The 16,747-nt window shown below is 63.8% G+C and carries 11 protein-coding genes and 1 CRISPR repeat array; of the genes, 6 read left to right on the top strand and 5 right to left on the bottom strand.

Going from position 1 to position 16,747, the window contains the following annotated elements; translation table 11 throughout:
* Window positions 1-43 precede the first annotated feature (43 nt).
* Window positions 44-307: a CRISPR-associated endonuclease Cas2 gene (gene cas2 / locus NET02_RS01845; protein ID WP_284055666.1), complete on the top strand. Its 264-nt coding sequence runs from the start codon at window positions 44-46 to the stop codon at window positions 305-307.
* A gap of 207 nt (window positions 308-514) precedes the next feature.
* A CRISPR array of direct repeats spans window positions 515-4,749; the repeat unit is 30 nt; unit sequence GTTTCGACAGTACCTATGAGGGCTTGAAAC.
* A 1,184-nt stretch (window positions 4,750-5,933) separates the two neighbouring features.
* Here cas2 and NET02_RS01850 read toward each other — a convergent pair.
* Window positions 5,934-7,436 carry an aldehyde dehydrogenase family protein gene (locus tag NET02_RS01850; RefSeq protein ID WP_284055667.1) on the bottom strand — a complete coding sequence of 501 codons (1,503 nt, stop codon included), beginning with the start codon at window positions 7,434-7,436 and terminating at the stop codon, window positions 5,934-5,936.
* A 151-nt stretch (window positions 7,437-7,587) separates the two neighbouring features.
* Here NET02_RS01850 and NET02_RS01855 point away from each other — a divergent pair, with 151 nt between their 5' ends.
* The gene (locus NET02_RS01855) at window positions 7,588-8,094 is read left to right on the top strand and encodes an SH3 domain-containing protein (RefSeq protein WP_284055668.1); all 507 of its coding nucleotides are present in this window, start codon (window positions 7,588-7,590) and stop codon (window positions 8,092-8,094) included.
* Between the two features lie 70 nt (window positions 8,095-8,164).
* Window positions 8,165-9,214, top strand: a complete 1,050-nt coding sequence (locus NET02_RS01860) for a prephenate dehydrogenase (protein ID WP_284055669.1) — start codon at window positions 8,165-8,167, stop codon at window positions 9,212-9,214.
* Between the two features lie 190 nt (window positions 9,215-9,404).
* Here the strand turns inward: NET02_RS01860 and NET02_RS01865 are convergent, their stop codons facing one another.
* On the bottom strand, window positions 9,405-10,247 hold the full coding sequence (locus NET02_RS01865; protein WP_284055670.1) for a sulfite exporter TauE/SafE family protein: 843 nt from the start codon (window positions 10,245-10,247) through the stop codon (window positions 9,405-9,407).
* Window positions 10,248-10,697 (bottom strand): DUF1634 domain-containing protein, encoded by a 450-nt coding sequence (locus NET02_RS01870; RefSeq protein WP_284055671.1) that lies wholly within the window; start codon window positions 10,695-10,697, stop codon window positions 10,248-10,250.
* A gap of 294 nt (window positions 10,698-10,991) precedes the next feature.
* On the opposite strand from NET02_RS01870, the gene aroF reads away from it, so the two are divergent.
* Window positions 10,992-12,017 (top strand): 3-deoxy-7-phosphoheptulonate synthase, encoded by a 1,026-nt coding sequence (aroF, locus tag NET02_RS01875; protein ID WP_284055672.1) that lies wholly within the window; start codon window positions 10,992-10,994, stop codon window positions 12,015-12,017.
* Window positions 12,018-12,064: 47 nt separating this feature from the next.
* Here the strand turns inward: aroF and NET02_RS01880 are convergent, their stop codons facing one another.
* Together NET02_RS01880 and NET02_RS01885 are read right to left on the bottom strand one after the other, a co-directional pair.
* Complete coding sequence (locus tag NET02_RS01880; RefSeq protein ID WP_284055673.1) at window positions 12,065-13,111, bottom strand: hypothetical protein; 1,047 nt, start codon at window positions 13,109-13,111, stop codon at window positions 12,065-12,067.
* A gap of 75 nt (window positions 13,112-13,186) precedes the next feature.
* Window positions 13,187-14,194 (bottom strand): phosphotransferase, encoded by a 1,008-nt coding sequence (locus tag NET02_RS01885; protein ID WP_284055674.1) that lies wholly within the window; start codon window positions 14,192-14,194, stop codon window positions 13,187-13,189.
* A gap of 200 nt (window positions 14,195-14,394) precedes the next feature.
* Between NET02_RS01885 and NET02_RS01890 the strand changes: the two genes are divergently transcribed.
* Both NET02_RS01890 and NET02_RS01895 read left to right on the top strand, forming a co-directional pair.
* Entirely contained in the window at window positions 14,395-15,813 is a 1,419-nt protein-coding gene (locus NET02_RS01890) for a M28 family peptidase (RefSeq protein WP_284055675.1), read from the top strand.
* A 249-nt stretch (window positions 15,814-16,062) separates the two neighbouring features.
* The gene (locus tag NET02_RS01895) at window positions 16,063-16,572 is read left to right on the top strand and encodes a YciE/YciF ferroxidase family protein (protein ID WP_284055676.1); all 510 of its coding nucleotides are present in this window, start codon (window positions 16,063-16,065) and stop codon (window positions 16,570-16,572) included.
* Window positions 16,573-16,747: the final 175 nt, after the last annotated feature.

Raw genomic sequence — 16,747 nt, forward strand, 5'->3', positions numbered from 1 at the left:
CGCCCAGCCGAGGAGGAGGGACACCAACTGGAAAGGGGCGTCGATGTACGTCATCCTCGCGTACGACGTGGCGGTCGAACGCAACGGGCGAGTGTTGAAGACCGCGCGGCGGTACTTGACCTGGGTGCAGAACTCCTTGCTGGAAGGGGAGTTGAGTCCGGCGCAGCTCAGGCGCCTGCAGCACGAGCTCGAGCGCGCGATCGATCCTCAGAGCGACAGCGTGCAGATCTACGTCCTGCCGCAGGCGTCGGCTGCGCGGCGGGTCTGTCTCGGGGTCGTGAAAAACGAGCCGAGCCAGTTCGTGTGACAGGTCACGCGGGGGACGGCGAATGGGGGCACGTGCGGCTGCGTCGACCTCCAATCGTGCACAAACCCCGGGGGGTCGACGCACGGCGGAGGGGAGCCTGGATCGCCGTCGGCACGCGAAAAACGGCTGAAGAGGGGCTTGCGCGCGCCGGGATTTCCCGCTATACTGCGGGTGACGAGACCCCGATGCTGGCGCGGATCTGGCTGGGTTTCGACAGTACCTATGAGGGCTTGAAACCATGGGGACAGGCGTCAAGGTGCGCCCGCTCCCGTTCGTTTCGACAGTACCTATGAGGGCTTGAAACGACAGCGGGATCAGGTGATCGGGACAAGCCCACCCTTGTTTCGACAGTACCTATGAGGGCTTGAAACTCTCTTCCCGCAGTGTAACTGCCATCCGGGGATCAACGTTTCGACAGTACCTATGAGGGCTTGAAACGCCGCCCTGCTCGACATGGTTCCTCCTCTCTCAGAGTTTCGACAGTACCTATGAGGGCTTGAAACCGAGTTTTGCGAACGCAGGGGCGAAATGATTTGCGGTTTCGACAGTACCTATGAGGGCTTGAAACTCATTGGGTCACCTCCCATGTGAGCTGTCCAACCGTGTTTCGACAGTACCTATGAGGGCTTGAAACCTCTCCGGTCGTCCGAACGGCCGTTCGCCTACCTGGCCGTGTTTCGACAGTACCTATGAGGGCTTGAAACCTACTATCGACGGCCGCCAGCCGACGGCGGCTACAGTTTCGACAGTACCTATGAGGGCTTGAAACTTGCAACGGCGCGCGGAGTGACCAAAGCATGCCTGTTTCGACAGTACCTATGAGGGCTTGAAACGCATCACCAAGAACGTGAAGTCGAAGTTCCGGAACCCGAGTTTCGACAGTACCTATGAGGGCTTGAAACCGACCCGGCAGACCTGGACACGGCGCTGCCGCAGCGTTTCGACAGTACCTATGAGGGCTTGAAACTCGCGTCTTCCGCTGCGGGAGCGAGAGCGACCCGAAGGTACGGTTTCGACAGTACCTATGAGGGCTTGAAACGCGGATAATTTCGAAGTTCAATCCGAAAAGTCTACCTGTTTCGACAGTACCTATGAGGGCTTGAAACCTGGCATGAGGGGAGCGAACGCCATGATCCAGAGCGTGTTTCGACAGTACCTATGAGGGCTTGAAACCAACAAGTTCAACGTCTTCTCGGAGGATCTCATCAAGTTTCGACAGTACCTATGAGGGCTTGAAACGGGTTGACGTTGTCCTCGCTGGAGAACGCGACCGCCCACTGGTTTCGACAGTACCTATGAGGGCTTGAAACCAGTCATGGACAGAGGAGATGGTCATGAGACCACCAGTTTCGACAGTACCTATGAGGGCTTGAAACGGAGATGAAGCTCGCTGAGAACTGGTTCGTCCCGGTTTCGACAGTACCTATGAGGGCTTGAAACATCGAGTTGCCTGTCTCGTCAGTCGCCTGCGCCGTGGGTTTCGACAGTACCTATGAGGGCTTGAAACACACCACGGTCACGTGCCACCGCTGCGGGGTGGTGGACCGTTTCGACAGTACCTATGAGGGCTTGAAACCAGTCACGGCCTGGGCGTGGTGCCCAAGGCGGTGATCGCGAGTTTCGACAGTACCTATGAGGGCTTGAAACAATGCCGCCGCGGTAGTACTGATAGCCACGGGAGAGGTTTCGACAGTACCTATGAGGGCTTGAAACAGGCGCTGCCGGTCGAGCTGGCGCGGCAGCATCCGGGTTTCGACAGTACCTATGAGGGCTTGAAACTTTCGCGAGAGCCCGCCAGAGTCAGTCGATTCCGAGGTTTCGACAGTACCTATGAGGGCTTGAAACGCACCTCCACATCGACTACCCGGGCCCACTCCGGGTTTCGACAGTACCTATGAGGGCTTGAAACTTACACAGCCTTCGTCACGCAGGCAGGATCGTTCCGGGGTTTCGACAGTACCTATGAGGGCTTGAAACCGACATGTGGCCGCACCACCGGCACAACGTCACCGCAGTTTCGACAGTACCTATGAGGGCTTGAAACAACGTCACGAACGCGTCTGCGCCACTGATCAGAATTCGTTTCGACAGTACCTATGAGGGCTTGAAACTCGTCGACGCCCAGCCGGCGCGTGAGGCGCTGCCGGTGTTTCGACAGTACCTATGAGGGCTTGAAACGGACTAGGACAGCAGGATGTACCCCCATCTCGAATACCCGTTTCGACAGTACCTATGAGGGCTTGAAACCGGCGATCCCCGGGAGTCGTTCATGCGGCACTCAGGTTTCGACAGTACCTATGAGGGCTTGAAACCGTCCCAGGCGGTGAGATTAGCGCGGAAATAGGTAACCGTTTCGACAGTACCTATGAGGGCTTGAAACCCGGATCGCTAGCTCCTCGGAACCTAGTAGCTATACGGTTTCGACAGTACCTATGAGGGCTTGAAACTGAAGTCGTCATGCCTGACAACGTGACCCTCCGATTGTTTCGACAGTACCTATGAGGGCTTGAAACATCTCGGCGAGATCCGCCTTGACCAGGTCGAGCGCGTTTCGACAGTACCTATGAGGGCTTGAAACATCCTGTGCCGTTCACGCTCACGGTCGGCTCGCCCCAGTTTCGACAGTACCTATGAGGGCTTGAAACATCACCTTCCCAGAGACAGGAAAGCGTCTCGGCGGAGGTTTCGACAGTACCTATGAGGGCTTGAAACCCGGCAGCCCGCCGTATCCGGCCATCCTCTTCCGGCGGTTTCGACAGTACCTATGAGGGCTTGAAACTTCTTGGTGAGCGCGATCTGCCCGTACGGCTGGCCGGTTTCGACAGTACCTATGAGGGCTTGAAACTCGTCAGCACCGGCCTGCCCCTCTCCCAACAGCCGCGTTTCGACAGTACCTATGAGGGCTTGAAACCCATGTCGTGCCTCCTCTCTCTCACCGTCACCCGTGTTTCGACAGTACCTATGAGGGCTTGAAACCGGTGCTGCGCCGCGACAGGCCGCAGCCCGCGCACACCGTTTCGACAGTACCTATGAGGGCTTGAAACCCACGTCTGGGCGATCGGGGGGCGGGCGCTGAAGCGGTTTCGACAGTACCTATGAGGGCTTGAAACCAAGCGAGCGAAGACGATATCGCGAATCGTTTCGCGTTTCGACAGTACCTATGAGGGCTTGAAACCGACCATCCGAGCTGCACGGCTCTCGCAACCTATCGTTTCGACAGTACCTATGAGGGCTTGAAACCAGCATGGCTGAACAGTGGACGTCCCACGACCTCGCAGTTTCGACAGTACCTATGAGGGCTTGAAACCTGTCTACGCGTACAGAGCACGCGTAGCGTAGGCGCGCGTTTCGACAGTACCTATGAGGGCTTGAAACCTCTCTCGCTCCGCTAGTGCCTCTCGTCGCCTGCTGTTTCGACAGTACCTATGAGGGCTTGAAACGCTATCAGCGCCGCTGGGCAGGCGTTGCAAAGCAGGTTTCGACAGTACCTATGAGGGCTTGAAACTCGGCTGGCTGCACGCCCCAGAGGGCCCCATCGCCATGTTTCGACAGTACCTATGAGGGCTTGAAACATTGGTTGCCAACGCTGTGATGGTCGCCCAGGTCGTGGTTTCGACAGTACCTATGAGGGCTTGAAACTGAGGGCCAGCCCGAGCCGCTGGCGCAGGCCCCGGTGGGTTTCGACAGTACCTATGAGGGCTTGAAACCCGCCTCGTCTGGTGTCTCGCCCTCTGCGAACGTGAAGTTTCGACAGTACCTATGAGGGCTTGAAACTACTGCGTCGCGAGGAGAGGAGGCGCGCGATGTCAAGGTTTCGACAGTACCTATGAGGGCTTGAAACCGGGGAGAACCGGAGCGAACGATGCCCTGCAGTGTGTTGTTTCGACAGTACCTATGAGGGCTTGAAACAACGGAGAAGGCGCTGGACCGAGCCGTGCCGAACGGTTTCGACAGTACCTATGAGGGCTTGAAACCTACCGAGGGCGTGGAAGCGGATCACCCAGGGGTAACCCGTTTCGACAGTACCTATGAGGGCTTGAAACCGAGATGACCCGCACGAGCGACAATGGGCGACGCGAGTTTCGACAGTACCTATGAGGGCTTGAAACTTGCGCCGCCACCTGGCGCTCCTCCTCCGGGAGCTGGTTTCGACAGTACCTATCAGGGCTTGAAACCACGACGACGATGGGTTTCCAGTCCATGAGCCCATGTTTCGACAGTACCTATGAGGGATTGAAACATCGTCCCGCCGCGTCTCCCGGAGCTGCCGCACGAGGCTTTGACAGTACCTATGAGGGCTTGAAACCCGCCTCGCCGCCAGGAGGAGTTCCTGGACGCCTAGTTTCGACAGTACCCATGAGGGCTTGAAATTAGGGAGGGAGGGATTGGGATAAGCGAGGTCAGCGCGCTGCGTTTCCACAGTGCGGATGAGGGCTTGAAGCTCTGTCTTCCACGAGAGTTCGGGGGGCAGCCCGGTTGGTTCCGATTGTACCTGGGTGGGCGCAAGACTGCCCTCATCGTCTGGCCTATCGCGTCGACAGTCTGGACGACCACCGTGTGAGGCGGCTGCCCAGTAGTGGAGCCCGCATCGAATCGGGAAATAGTGCGAATGATGGGCAGCGTGCCAAACACTTTGAGGGGGACGTCGTGCTCTGGGGAGAGCGATTGGCATGACAGCGTCGCCGATTGCAAGGCTGGTCAATTGGGAGACGCCGGTCCGAACAGGCCGAATATGCGGTCGCTGATCGTCGACGACTTCATGTCACGGTATGGAGACGCGAAGAGTTTGCGACCTCGCTGATCCGTCGCTAGGGCAGAAGGGAGGGGAGCGAAATGCCGACCGGCGTCTGAGATCGCGGGAGCCTCGCCAAGAGGAAAGACGTGGAGAGGGAGGTTGAAAGTGCGAGTAGGTTGGAGAAGGTGGTGGCGACTTCTCGTTCCCCTTCTGGTTACGCTGGCACTTTTGATGGTGCCGATGGCCAACGTTGCGGCCAAACCGCCGTCCGATAGGCCAGCGGAGGCTTGTGTTGGGGCGGTCACGTCTCTATCGGCTTCCTACTACAAGTTTCCTCCTTCAAGTATGGCTAATATGTACCCCGATTTATGGGGAAACGCGGGTGATTTTCTCCAGGATGTAAGACGTGGCCATTTTCTCTTATATGATCCGTACAATGAGGGGAATCTCATCTCGTGTCCTTTCCAGCTCTAGTATCGTGTCCCGAGTGCATCCGCTCTCGGTGAAATGACGGGCGCCTCGGTCCACAGCGAAGTCAAGGTAGGAACGGCGGCCGATTCAGTCGGCCGCCGCGCGGTCGCATCATAAAATCGAAACGGCTTAGCCTGCGCAAGCCTAGCAGTCGGCGCAGGGCAACACTCTGGCTCGCGCGAATGACGATAGCGCTCCAGAAACGTGGCCTGCGCGAAGACGTAAGCGGTTCAATCGCGCCGTGCGTGTCGCCCTAACGGTTCGATGCGTTTAGGCGGGCGATCCGCTGGCCAGGCATTCTCTCACCCCGGGCTCGGAGCTCGCGCGCAGGGCAGGCTAGCTACGCCCGACCCGCTCGCAGCGCCAGCCGGTCGGGGCCGCGTGCTCGTTCTGGCGACGTGCGCCGGACGCGCCCTGCCGTCAGTCGTTGCCGATCGGCAGGTGCTCGACGTCGATCTGGGCGCGCTGCAGCCGCCCGCTGTAGTCGATATAGATCGACTGCCACTCGCTGAACACGTCCAGCGCCGCCTGACCCGCCTCCCGGTGCCCGTTGCCGGTCGCCTTGGTGCCGCCGAACGGCAGGTGTACCTCGGCGCCGATGGTGCCGGCATTGACGTACAGGATGCCGGTGTACACGTCCTCGATCGCCCGGAAGGCCTTGTTGATGTCGCGCGTGTAGATCGACGCGGAGAGTCCGTAGCGCACGCCGTTGCAGACCTGGATCGCCTCCTCGAGGCTCCGCACGGTGATCAGCGCCGTGACCGGGCCGAAGATCTCCTCCTGGGCGATCCGCATGTCGGGCCGCACGTTGATGAAGACCGTCGGCTCGTGGAAGTGCCCGCGGGCGAGCTCGCCCTGCGTGGCGATCTTCCCGCCGACCAGGATCTCGGCTCCCTCCTGCTGCCCGATCTCTACGTAGCGGTGCACGCGCTGGAGCTGCGAGTCGCTAACCACCGGGCCGACGTCGGTCTGCGGATCGAGCCCGTTGCCGAGACGCAGCGCGCTCACCCGGGCGTCGAGCTGGTCGGCGAGCTCACGGAAGACGCCCTCGTGCACGATCACGCGGCTGGCTGCGGTGCAGCGCTGGCCCGAGGTGCCGAACGCGCTCCAGACGATGCCGTCGAGCGCGAGCTTCAGGTCAGCGTCGTCCATCACGATGATCGCGTTCTTGCCACCCATTTCGAGTGAAACCCGCTTGCCCAGGCGGGCACATTCGACGGCGACCTGCTGGCCGACGTCGTTCGACCCGGTGAACGAGATGAGCGCCACGTCGGGGTGCTGCACCAGCGCGTTGCCGACCGTCTCGCCGCTGCCGAGCACGAGGTTCAGTACCCCGGGCGGAAGGCCAGCCTCCTCGAAGAGCTCGACCAGCCGGACGGCCGACCGCGAGGTGTAGCTCGCTGGCTTGAAGACGACCGTGTTGCCGCAGATGAGTGCCGGCATGATCTTCCAGGTCGGGATGGCCAGCGGGAAGTTCCAGGGTGTGATCAGGCCAACGACGCCGAGCGGCTTGCGCACCGACATGTTCCACTTGCTCGGCAGCTCCGAGGGCGTCGTCTGGCCCCAGAGGCGGCGACCCTCTCCGGCCATGTAGAAGGTCATGTCGATGCCTTCCTGGACGTCGCCGCGGGTCTCTGCGAGAACCTTCCCCATCTCCTCCGTCATCTCCCGGGCGAGCTGCTCCTTGCGCTCGATCAGCATCTGCCCCACCCGGAAGAGGATCTCACCCCGCTTCGGCGCCGGAGTCTTGCGCCAGCGGTCGAAGGCAGCCTTGGCCGCCGCGACCGCGGCATCGACATCGGCCGAGCCGCTCTTGGCGAAGGTGCCGATTAGCTCGCCCGTCGCCGGGTTGCGGCGCTCGAACTCCTCTCCGCTCTGGGCGTCGACCCACTCCCCGTTGATGTAGTTCTTGAACTGAGCCATACGACCCTCCCTCAGCGTGACCAGCCTCAGCTCTCTAGTGTCCTCGGCGCGCTCGAATCGAGCTTGTCGCCACCAGTCTAGCATGCGCGCCTGCTATACTCGCTTCTCTGGAAAGAAGAGAGCGCTTGTCCGATCCCAGAGTGGGAGCACGATGATCGAGCACGATCTCAGCGCGCGCCTCCGCCAGCGCTCCCGAACATCGGGGATACTGGTCGGCCTGAGCATGGCCCTGACCATCATCATCGCGCTCACGGCGTTCATCTGGCTCTATGTCCGGCTCGGTCCCTACCTCGGCGATTTCATCCCCCGGGCGACAGAGGTCACGACGCCGACGCCGGGCCCTGCTGCCGCCGGTGCCGAGACCCCCGCGAGCGAGGAAGCCAATGCCAGTAAGTCGCAACCGACGCCGACTCCGCTGCCTTCGCCCACCCCGGTCTGGCAACCGACGCACCGGGTTGCCGAGGGCACTCCGGTCAATTTCCGATCGGGTCCCGGCACCGACACCGAGGTCGTCCAGGTGCTCGAGCCGGGAACGCCGCTGATGTTCCTGGGGGAGCAGGAGCAGGCGGCCGGCGCGACCTGGCTGCACCTCGCGCTCGAGGACGGAACCGATGGCTGGATCCGCACGATCGACCTGGAGCCGCTCGAAGCGCCGTGAGATCCCTACGGCGGTGCTATACTCGCGGCAATGCGTGCACCGGGCTTGTCAGTGAGGTAGGGTTCGTGCCATGCAGCAGGTTTCCATCATCGGCCTCGGCTTGATCGGCGCCTCGATCGGGCTCGGCCTCCGACGCTGGGCGACCGATGACGGCAAGCGTTCCCCCGTGGTCGAGCTAACGGGGTTCGATATCGACCTGGCGCACCAGAACTACGCCAAGAAGATCAAGGCGGTCGACCGCACGGAGTGGAACCTCCGCGGCGCTGTCGAGCGTGCCGACTTCATCATCATCGCCACCCCTGTGGGCTCGGTGCGCGAGATCTTCGAGGCCATCGCCGAGTACGGCAAGCAGGGCGTGGTCGTCACCGATACGTGCAGCACGAAGGCGGCAGTATTGGCCTGGGCCCGCGAGCTCCTGCCAGCGAGCGTCCACTTCGTCGGTGGCCACCCGATGGCCGGCAAGGCGCAGAGCATCGAAGGTGCCGAAGCTGACCTGTTCCAAGGCGCGACCTGGTGCGTCACGCCGCTCGTCTCCGCCAGCGAGGAGGCGGTCCAGACTGTTCTCGGCATGATCTCCGCGCTCGGCGCCGAGCCACTCTTTATCGACGCGGACGAGCACGACAGCTATGTGGCTGGAATAAGCCACCTGCCCTTCCTGCTCTCGGTGGCGCTGATGCGCGTTGTCAGCCGGGACGCGTCCTGGCGGGAGATGCGCAAGTTGACCGCGAGCGGCTTCCGGGACGCAACGAGGCTGGCGGCCGGCAGCCCCGAGATGCATCGCGATATCTGCGTGACCAACAGCGCGAACATCGTTCGCTGGCTGGACACGACGCTGGCCGAACTGCACCACCTGCGGGACCTGATCGCGGCCGGGAACGAAGAGACGATCGCGACGCTGCTCCAGGCCTTCGAGCAGGCGCGCGACGCGCGCGCGGAGTGGGCGACTCAGGAACGTCGCCCAGGCGAGCTGGTACAGGATACCGCCACCGAACTAGTGAATATCTCGTTCGGCCAGCAGATGCAGCAGCTCTTCTTCGGCAACCTGCTCCGCCGCCCGCGCCCAGGCACGCGAGAGCCGCGCGAGGAGGGGCGGGACCGGCGGCCGCCCTCATCTCGCTGACGCCAGTGCCCACATCTTTCCTCGTTGGACTTCGACTTAGCCGCGCTCGCCTCCGCGAGCAGACGTGCCGGCTCGGCGCGTGGTCTTCCCGTCAAGATGTGCCACGCACAGCGACGGTATCGCCCACGCGGTTGGCAGGCCCTCTGCCCAGGCAGCGGGTTTACGTGAGCGCCGTACGCTGGCCAATCGCTCAGCGTGCTCCTGGAACCTGGATCCCGAACGCCTGGAGCAGGATCGTGGTGGCCAGGTAGAGCAAGATCACGATGAGGATCCGGCTGAGGACGCGTCCTCGAACCCGCCTGGCAAGCCGCGAGCCGGTCTGCGATCCGAGGAAGACGCCCATGATGGCGGGGGCGGCCACCTCCGGGCTGATCAGGCCGGCGGTGTAGTAGAGCAGCGCGCTCGCAACAACCGTGATTCCGACCATGAACACGCTCGTGGCCGCGGCAGCCTTGACTGGCACGCGCATGATGGTGTTCATCAAGGGTACCTGCACGGCACCCCCACCGATCCCGAGGAGCCCCGAGACGACGCCGGCGATCGTGCTCAGACCCATGCCCGGCAGCACGCGCATCGGGACATAGGTGACCTCTTCGCCGCGAGCCGGATCGTAGTAGCTCGCCCGCAGGCCCAGCGGGTCGTCAGTCAGTTCGGCTCCCTCGGCAGTCGCGCGTTGGCGGAGCATCATCGCAACCATGGCGTAGAGTGTGACGGCGAAGACCACGCGCAGCGCGTCGACCGGAGCACTGAGCACCAGTAGACCACCGAGGATCGCGCCGAGTGTCGTCGAGATCAGCAGCAGGAGCCCGAGCTTGAGGTTGACCATTCGGTGTCGCAGGTAGACCGCCGCGCCGCCGAGCGAGTTGACGACCACGCTCACGGCGCTGGCCGCGATGGCCGTCTTCAGCGGGATGCCCAGGAAGGCGGAGAAGATCGGTACCATGAAGACGCCACCGCCTAGCCCCACCATCGAGCCCAGGATGCCGGCTCCCAACGCCACCAGGAGAATGGCGAGCTCGACTCCGACCGTCACTCATCCACCTCGCAGCAGCCGAATCAGCGGGACACTGCCGACGATGACGAGTACCAGCAGCGCCAATAGTCCCGATCGCCGGTCGCCGGAGCGGAAGTAGGAGATGGCCAGTGCCAGCACCCCGAGCACCGGGCCAGCGAGGAATACGAGGATGCCTAGCGTCAATAACGCGTTGCCATCGCCCTCGAGCAGTAGTCGAGGTACCTCGCTTGCCGGGATTGTCTGCTCGGGCAACCGGCCATCGCTCGCGATCTCCAGCAGGCTGCCGGCGACCACGAGCAGGAGTCCCAACCCGAGCATAACCTGGAAGATTCTTGCAAGCAGGGTAACGATCGCCGTTTCGCCGGCGAGAGTCGCCGCGGGCTCCTCGCGCTCGCGCCGCAATCGGGTTACCGCACGCACCATGACCTCGTACTTCAGTTTTGGTGTCGCCTGCCCAGTCGAGGGCACGGCTCCCACCATACCATGCTGGTGGCATATTGTCAGCACAGGCTCTTGACAGCGCGCGAGCCGGCGGCTATTCTAGGGGCGGTATGGACGCGATGACTGCTCAGCACCAGTACTGGTTCGCGTATTACTTTAGCCCGCCGGCGTTGCTGGTGGGCCGCGAGGTGCTGAGCGGCTGATCGCGTAGCCCACAAACCAGCAACGCCGGCGAGCAGAGGTTTCGGCCTCTGCTCTTTTGTTTAGAGGGAAGCGCGGCTAAGGGATCGGGTGGTTGGCGCGGTGGAAAGGGGCAGCGCGATGATCGTGCGGATGAGTCCAGAAGCGGATGACCGGCAGCGGGAGCGTATCCTGCACCTGCTCCGCGAGCGTGGCTACGAGGTGATGGCCCTCGGGCGCGGCGGCTCGCCGGTCATCGGCGTCAACGGCAAGCCGCTCGCCGAAGACCTGCCGGCCTTCCTGAGCGGGCAGCCAGGCGTGGAGCAGGTCGTCCAGACCGACCGGGCCTACAAGCTGGCTGCGCGCGAGGTTCGTCCGGCCGGCACGGTCGTCCGGGTGGGTGAGGTTGCCTTCGGTGGCCCGGAGCCGGTCATCATCGCTGGGCCGTGCACGGTCGAGGATCGCGACCAGCTCCTGCGAACCGCTGAAGCGGTGCGCCGCGCCGGCGCGTCGATGTTGCGGGGAGGTGCTTTCAAGCCGCGCACCTCCCCCTACAGTTTCCAGGGGCTCGGTGAGACCGGTCTCGAGCTACTGGCCGAGGCCCGGGCCCTGACGGGCCTGCCGGTCGTGACCGAGGTGCTGGATACCGAGCACGTCGAGCTCGTCGCCGAGTATGCCGACATGCTCCAGATCGGCAGTCGCAACATGATGAACTTTGCGCTGCTCCGCCGCGTGGCCGCCACCGGAAAGCCGGTCTTGCTCAAGCGTGGCTTCGCCGCGACGATCGAAGAGTGGCTTCTCTCCGCCGAGTATCTCCTGGCCGGCGGGAACGACCAGATCGTCCTCTGCGAGCGCGGCGTCCGCGGCTTCGACACGGCCACGCGCTTCACCCTCGACTTGAACGCTGTCCCCCTGGTGCGCCAGCTCAGCCACCTGCCGGTCATCGTCGATCCCAGCCACGGCACCGGGCGCCGCGAGCTGGTTCCCCCGATGTCGCTCGCCGCGGTCGCCGCTGGCGCGCACGGCTTGATCATCGAGGTTCACCCTGAACCAGAGCAGGCGCTGGTCGACGGTCGCCAGACGATCACACCGGAGACGCTGGCCGATCTGGTGCGTCGCGTGCGCGCGCTCAACGCGGTGACTGCGGGAGTCCTAGCCGGAGTCTGACGTTTACATCGCATCCTCACGTGCGGCGCGAGCCCCTGGCAGTTCGGTCAGGGGCTCGCTGTAAGGCGAAGGGGGCGCTCCTCGCGCAGCCGCTCGTCGATCTCGGCACGGTGCTGCTCGACGAACTGCAGGCACTGGGGGCAGCGCGACGCGATCCGCTGCAGGCCCTCTTGAGCTCGACCGATCCTGGCGTAATGCGCGTAGACGCCGATCGCGGCTGCCTGGCGGACGATCTCGTCGCTCTCGGGGTGACTCAGCATGTCCTCGTAGTGCGTGGCCGACTGCTCGACGACAACCGGGAACCTCGTGGTGCAATCTTCCAGCGTTCTGTCCCCAACCAGGCAGAGCACCAGGGGCAGGTAGGGGGCTAATGCCAGGGGAATCTCCCCGAACATCAGCAGGCGGTCGTCGACGGCCAGGATCTCGGCCGTTCCGTCGCCATCGAGGTCGCCGATCCCCTGGATTCCCCCGTTGCCGAGCGCGATGGCATCCAGCGTGGTGATTCCCGATGCGTCGCTCGCAAGGATGTAGTAGTTACTGCAACAGTGCGCGCCACCGGTGAAGTCGTGGACGATCGCTTCATCTCGCCAGTCGCCGTCGAGGTCGTGTACGTACCCGATGCCGATGAAATGGAACAGGGCGAAGGGCATCGGGTCGTTGACCGGCAGTTCGGTCGACTCGAGGCCATCGCTCACCAACACTCGTAGTGCGTACCGGTCGGGCTCGCGACCGACCTCGGGCTCGTAGCTGGCGAGCTCATGGGATGTAGCCCCTTCAGCGATGACCTGGCCATCGCGTAGGAGCTGGAGGAGCAAGCTCCAGCGCGGCGCGGGGAGAACCGTCGCGGTTGGAGAGGGGGCCACTGTCGGGGTCGGAGGCGACTGGGTCGGAGCCGGTGGGGGCGCTGTGGGCGCTGCGGTGGGCGTCGCTGCTGGAGGCGAGGGGGTGCTCGCGGGCGGGGGCGTCTCGATGGGCTCGGTCGCGGTCGCCAGGTCGTCCGCCAGCCTGGTGACTGTCGAGTCGGCTTCCGACCTCCCCGGGACGCAGGCAAAGAGGATGAAGACCAGCAATAGGAGAGCGCAACGTCTCGTCACGGTATTCCCTCGCACTGGCGACGGTCGTTCATTCTTGGCGGTGACGCCTGCCCGCTGCGACAGTAAACACGTGACTCAGCCAGACCGCCAAGGGGCTCGATCGGCGAGTTGCGTTGCCCGGTGCAGGGCTGCCAGGACCTCCGTGACCTGCGTTGCGGCTTCGAGAGTCGCCGTGGAGTCCCAGGCCAGCGCGGCGTCGGCCGTGTCGAGCGCGAGCGCGGCAAGCTGAGCGACTACGTAGAAGGGCAGGTTCTCGAGCGAGTGCGGCGAGAGCTGAAGGTAACTAGCGAGCAGCGTCTGCAGGAAGAGGTCGGCGTCGTCCGGCGAAAGCCCGAGGTGGCGCGCCTGGTACGGCAGCAGGGCCAGATCGGTGGCGGGGTCGGAGACATGAGCGCGCTCCCATCCATAGAGACCGCTGATCTCGTCGTGATCCAGGAAAACCGTGTCGAGGCTGAAGCCCCCGTGGCAGAGACAGAGCGACGACATCACTGGTCGCCGGAGATCGAGCCAGGCGAGTGCCCGGACGACGGCCTCGCGCCAGGACGAGGGCAAGCGCTCGGATCGGGTCGCGAGGCCCTCTATGAGCGTGTCGACCTGCTCGTCGATCACGTCTTCCGGAGGCGTGTCCTGATCTGCGAGCCAGGGGGCGATGCTGTGCCAGTCGAGCCGGTGGAGGCTGGCCAGGGCTCGGGCCAGCGTGACTGCCAGCGCGCTGATTTCCCATCGCAGCCTCGTATGAGCGAGCACGCGGGCGGCTGGCTGGCCGGGGGCTGTTTCGAAGAGGAGCAGGCTCTGGGTCGGATCCGCCGAAACGCCTACCAGCGCGGGCACCCGGATGCCGGTCGCATCCAGACGGTGTCCGAGTTCGGACAGGCGGGACGGGTCGGCCGCGCCTGGGACCGTTCGCGCGACGAACGTGTCGAGATACCGCATCCCCCCAGCTAGCCAGGTGAGCCGAACGCTCCACTGCCTGTAGCTGGGCTGCCCTCCCATCTCCTCCAGGCCCACGATCCGGACTTGCTCGAGAGCAGGGTTGTCTCGCCTTAGGCTCTCTGCCGCGAGTTCGGTGAGCCGGTCGAGCATGATTCTCCTCCGCTCCTGCCGGGCGGCCAGGTCCCTGCAACGATAGCGCACCAGGAAAGCGCTCGGCAGGGGCCGGCAGTCCGGAGGTCGTGCTGAGCATTGCTCAGTGGCCATTGTTCGCGAAATGGAGGGCCGCTGCCGGAAGCCGGTTGGTACAATCGCCACGATCGACGGGTGATACAGGTAGAAGGGATCCGGTGATGGCCGCGGCGCATGGTGAGATCGAGCGGCAGGTGCTGGGCGAGATCTGGACTTCCGACGAGCCGTATCGGAACCTGCTGCAGCTTTGTGATGGCATCGGCCATCGCTTTGGTGGCAGCGCCAGCGAGCACGCGGCGGCCGAGTTCCTCCAGCGCACGCTGCGCGAGTACGGCCTGGAGCGGGTTCGACTGGAGGAGTTCCCAGTCTATAGCTGGGAGCGCGGCGAGTGTTTCTTCGCCCTGTCCACGCCGGTCGAGCGGAGCTTCAGCGCGCTCGCCATGCCGTACTCCGGCACGGCTGATATCGAAGGGGTGATCGTGGACGTCGGCGCGGGGGAGGCGTCGGACTTCGCCGAGGCCGGCGACCGCGTGCGCGGCTCGATCGTCCTCACGGACGCAGAGACGGACTTGCCTGGAGTCGAGGGGAGTCACCGTACCGAAAAGTATCGCCGGGCGGTCGAAGGCGGCGCGATCGCCTGTGTCTTCACCAACCGCAATCCGGGGATGCTGCGCATAACCGGAGCGCTCTACGCTCGTAACCCGGGTGGATCGAGCGCGCTCGACTACACCGCTCCGATCCCAGGCCTCGGGATCAGCTACGAGGCTGGGGAGATGATCCGACGCCTGGCAGCGCACGGCGAGCTCCGAGGGCGAATCAGGCTGCGTAACCGGGTCTTTCGCTCTCATGCCTACAATGTCGTGGCCGATGTCCCGGGCAAAGACGGGACCTCGGAGCTGGTGCTCGCTGGCGCCCACTACGACGGGCACGACATCGCGCAGGGAGCGACCGACAATGCGGCTGGGGCTGTCGTTGCCCTCGAGTTGGCCCGAGTCCTTGCCCCGCATGCCGGGCGACTGCGGCGCACGATCCGGCTACTCTGGTTTGCCTGTGAAGAGCTCGGCTTGCTCGGGTCCTGGCATCACTGCGACCGCTACGCTCAGGGGGACGAGCAGGAGACGGTCGGCTTCATGCTCAACCTGGATGGCGCAGGTCGAGGCCAGGGCGGGAACGAGCAGGTGACGGTCACTGGCCACCCGGATCTCGCACGCTACTTCCGCGAGCTTGCCGGGCAGTTGCGCTACCCATTCGGCGTTCGTGACCGCATCTCGCCACACTCGGATCATTTCCCCTTTTTCCTGGCTGGCTATCCCACTGCCACACTCCAGAGCCGCGACGCGACGCAAGGGATGATCGGTCGTGGCTGGGGGCACACCGAGGCTGATACCGTGGACAAGGTGACGCGGCGTGGCTTGCAGATGGGAACGGCGCTGGCTGCTCGGCTGCTGCTGCGCCTGGCCAGCGATGACCGGCTCCCGGTTGCGCGCCGTAGCCCGGACGAGATTCGGCAGGTGCTGGACGCCGCTGGGCTGGCCGATGTTCTCGAGCACCACTGGGGTCGTGCCAATAGGGTCGCCTGAGACATACACCCATCACCGGAGTCGCTCTCAGCCCGTCTCGGCTTGTGCCGGCGAGGCGAGTGTGGTAGACATAACTTCATCCCGGCGTTGAGCCTGGCGGTGATGCCCGGGGTAGGGAGCCAGAGCGTACCGGTACCGGCAGGGCCAAATAGCTGTCGGAAGGGCGGCAGCGGTGTCGAGGCTCGGTGCGGCTCCCGCGCGTCGAGTGGTCGAGACGAGGTTGGCGATAACCCGGAAGGAGACACGATCATGGCGACCCAGGCGATTCGAAGCCCACAGGATCTCTTCGTCCATGAGCTCGCGACGACGTACGACGCCGAGCAACGCATCCTGCAGATGCTGAACCAGACGGCTGGCATGGAGCAGAACGCTCAGGTGAAGCAGGCACTGGAGCATCACCGGCAGGAAACGCAGCAGCAGATCCAGAACCTCGAGCAAGCCTTTCATGCCCTGGGCATCCCGCCACAGCGGGTTCCGTGCTATGCGGTCGAGGGACTGCACCAGGATCACCAGCAGTTTGCCCAGCAAAGCGTCCCGGCGAATCTCATGACCCTATACCATCTGGGCGCGGCAGCGAAGACCGAGCACTTCGAGGTCGCCACGTACCAGGGCCTGATCGAGCAGGCGAAGCGGATGGGACATCCACAGGTTGCCCAACTCCTGCAAGAGAATCTGCGCCACGAGCAGGAGATGGCGCGGAAGGTCGAGCAGATGGAGCAGCAGCTCGGACAACAGATGTCGCAACAGACCGGACCGTAACGGCTGGCTGGCGCTCGCCTCGGGCGTCTCCGCACGCAGGCTCACGATTCTCGCTCGATACCCGCGAGACCCTGGCTGTAAGCGGCGGAGGTATCGTCGAGACCAGCTCTCGCCAGAGACTGAGCTCTTCGAGCAGATCGGGTAGACTCCCGGCTGGCCTCCCTCGCCGGCCGGG

It is taken from the genome of Thermalbibacter longus (assembly GCF_023806485.1).
In the GTDB taxonomy this organism is placed as follows: Bacteria; Chloroflexota; Chloroflexia; order Thermomicrobiales; family Thermomicrobiaceae; genus Thermalbibacter; species Thermalbibacter longus.

Excerpts from the sequence above, each read along its gene's own strand:
- NET02_RS01860 (WP_284055669.1), top strand. The coding sequence starts at position 8,165 with ATGCAGCAGGTTTCCATCATCGGCCTCGGCTTGATCGGCGCCTCGATC.
- cas2 (WP_284055666.1), top strand. The coding sequence starts at position 44 with ATGTACGTCATCCTCGCGTACGACGTGGCGGTCGAACGCAACGGGCGA.
- aroF (WP_284055672.1), top strand. The coding sequence starts at position 10,992 with ATGATCGTGCGGATGAGTCCAGAAGCGGATGACCGGCAGCGGGAGCGT.
- NET02_RS01895 (WP_284055676.1), top strand. The coding sequence starts at position 16,063 with ATGGCGACCCAGGCGATTCGAAGCCCACAGGATCTCTTCGTCCATGAG.
- NET02_RS01850 (WP_284055667.1), bottom strand. The coding sequence starts at position 7,436 with ATGGCTCAGTTCAAGAACTACATCAACGGGGAGTGGGTCGACGCCCAG.
- NET02_RS01885 (WP_284055674.1), bottom strand. The coding sequence starts at position 14,194 with ATGCTCGACCGGCTCACCGAACTCGCGGCAGAGAGCCTAAGGCGAGAC.
- NET02_RS01855 (WP_284055668.1), top strand. The coding sequence starts at position 7,588 with ATGATCGAGCACGATCTCAGCGCGCGCCTCCGCCAGCGCTCCCGAACA.
- NET02_RS01890 (WP_284055675.1), top strand. The coding sequence starts at position 14,395 with ATGGCCGCGGCGCATGGTGAGATCGAGCGGCAGGTGCTGGGCGAGATC.